Here is a 2,618-nt window from a genome sequence, read left to right as displayed (position 1 = left end):
GGCGGTGGGTTCATGACCGTGCAACTGGCCGACGGCCGCAAGACCTTCCTCGACTTCCGCGAAAAAGCCCCGCTGGCCGCGACCGCCGACATGTACCTGGACAAGGACGGCAACGTGGTCCCGGACCTCAGCTCCAAGGGCCACCTGGCGGTCGGCGTTCCCGGCACTGTGTCGGGCATGGAACTGGCGCTGAGCAAATACGGCACCCTCAAGCGCGCCCAGGTCATCGCCCCGGCGATCAAGCTGGCCGAAGACGGTTTTGCCCTGGAGCAGGGCGATGTCGACCTGCTGCACACCGCTACTGACGAATTCAAGAAAGACAAAGACCTGCGCGGCATCTTCCTGCACGGCGGCGAGCCGATGCTGGTGGGCCAGAAGCTGGTGCAGAAAGACCTGGCGAAAACCCTGCGGGAAATCTCCGCCAAGGGCACCGATGGTTTCTATAAAGGCTGGGTAGCCAAGGCGATTGTGGATTCCAGCCAATCAGGCAAAGGCATCATCACCCAGGCCGACCTGGACAAATACAAGACCCGCGAACTGGCGCCCATCGAGTGCGACTACCGTGGCTACCACGTGGTGTCCGCGCCACCACCGAGCTCGGGCGGGGTGGTCATCTGCGAAATCATGAACATCCTCGAAGGCTACCCGATGGCCGACCTCGGCTATCACTCGGCCCAGGGCCTGCACTACCAGATCGAAGCCATGCGCCACGCGTACGTCGACCGCAACAGCTACCTCGGCGACCCGGACTTCGTGCAGAACCCGGTCGAGCACCTACTGGACAAGGATTACGCCGCCAAACTGCGCGCTGCCATCGACCCGCAGAAAGCCGGGATCTCCCAGGACATCAAGCCGGGCGTTTCGCCCCACGAAGGCAATAACACCACCCACTACTCCATCGTCGACAAGTGGGGCAACGCGGTCTCGGTGACCTACACCCTCAACGACTGGTTCGGCGCGGGCGTGATGGCGAGCAAGACCGGGGTGATCCTCAACGACGAAATGGACGACTTCACCTCCAAGATCGGCGTGCCGAACATGTACGGCCTGGTGCAGGGCGAAGCCAACGCCATTGCTCCGGGCAAGACGCCGCTGTCGTCCATGAGCCCGACCATCGTCACCAAGGATGGCAAGGCGGTGATGGTGGTGGGTACGCCGGGTGGCAGCCGTATCATCACGGCCACCTTGCTGACCATCCTCAACGTGATCGACTACAAGATGAACATCCAGGAAGCCGTGGACGCCCCGCGTTTCCACCAGCAATGGCTGCCTGAGGCGACCAATATCGAGCGCTTTGCCCTGAGCCCCGACACCCAGAAAATCCTCGAAGGCTGGGGCCACAAGTTTGCCGGCCCGCAGGACGCCAACCACCTGGCGGCGATCCTGGTAGGCGCGCCGTCCCTGGACGGCAAGCCGGTCGGCAATAACCGTTTCTATGGGGCCAACGACCCTCGGCGCAATACCGGGTTGTCCCTGGGCTACTAAAGCCCGCGGATCAGCTCCAGCACCTCGGCCTTCTTCAGCGGGTGCTTCAGGCGTTGCGAGAGCAGCGCCATGGCCCGCTGATGTTCACAGGCAACTACCGCTTCCACTTCGTCGCCCTGGCAGAGCAGGGCGATGAAGTCGTGGCGCTGCAGGTCGCCTTCCACGTGGAGCTGATTCCAGTGGCGGGGGTGGCCCAGCAGTTCAAAGGTCTTGCCGAAGTGATACGTCCAGAAGAACGGCACATCGGCAAACACCTGTTGTGCGCCCAGCATATTGCGCGCCGCCAGCACCCCGAGTTGCTGCGCCACACGCCAGTGTTCGATGCGCACGGGTTGGCCGTTCCATGGAAAGGTCACCATATCGCCCGCCGCCCATAGTCCGGGCGCGAGGGACAAACCGGCATCGGCTTTCAGCGACTGGTCCTCGGCTTTTTCCAGCCCCTCGACAAACCCCGTGGCAGGCGTGACGCCGACGCCTATCAGTACCAGGTCTGCGGCCAATCTGTGGCCGTTTTTCAGCACCACCGTCGTCACGTCCATGTGGCCTTCCAGGCGTGCAGGCTCGCTGGCGGTGTGGAATATCACGCCGTTGGCTTCATGCAATTGGCGCAGTGAGGCACCGATGCGCTTGCCCAGTTGGGCCGCCAGCGGAATCTCGTGACGGCCCACCACCTGCACCGTCAACCCGCGCTTGCGTAAGGCGGACGCGGCTTCCAGGCCGATAAAACTGTCGCCGATGATCACTGCGCACGAGCCCGGTTGAGCCGCCTTGACGATACGCGCCGCATCGTCCCGGGAGCGCAACACGAACACGTTGTTGAGTACGGTGCCCGGAATATCCAGCGGCCTGGCTTCGCCGCCGGTGGCCAGCAGTGCGGCGTCGTAGTCGAAATGGCGACCGTCCGCAAGCTCGAGGCGCTTGGCTTGAGGGTCGAGGTGGCGCACTTCGCCGTGGATCCGCGACGCGTGGCAGGTGGCCTCGTCCAGCAAGGGCGGTGTTTCCTGCGGCGGCATCTCGCCGCAGATGACGAATTTGCTCAGGGCGGTGCGGTCGTAGGCGGGGTCCTGTTCCTGGTCGATCCACAACAACCGGCCGCTGAAACCCTTGCGGCGCAGCGTGGCCACGGCCGCCGC

General features: G+C 63.8%; 2 protein-coding genes. One reads left to right on the top strand and one right to left on the bottom strand.

Annotated elements, in window-relative coordinates:
- The coding region (ggt, locus tag HX846_RS19585; protein WP_178965935.1) for a gamma-glutamyltransferase at nucleotides 1-1,485 on the top strand (1,485 nt) is incomplete at its 5' end.
- On the opposite strand, the gene HX846_RS19580 is transcribed toward ggt, so the two are convergent.
- A partial coding sequence (locus HX846_RS19580; protein ID WP_178965934.1) for an NAD(P)/FAD-dependent oxidoreductase occupies nucleotides 1,482-2,618 on the bottom strand: 1,137 nt, incomplete at its 5' end. The genes ggt and HX846_RS19580 overlap by 4 nt on opposite strands.

This window comes from Pseudomonas sp. K5002, assembly GCF_013386655.1.
Lineage (GTDB): Bacteria > Pseudomonadota > Gammaproteobacteria > Pseudomonadales > Pseudomonadaceae > Aquipseudomonas.
The sequence above is the reverse complement of the archived record's forward strand: the minus strand, read 5'-3'. Positions and strand labels throughout refer to the sequence as shown.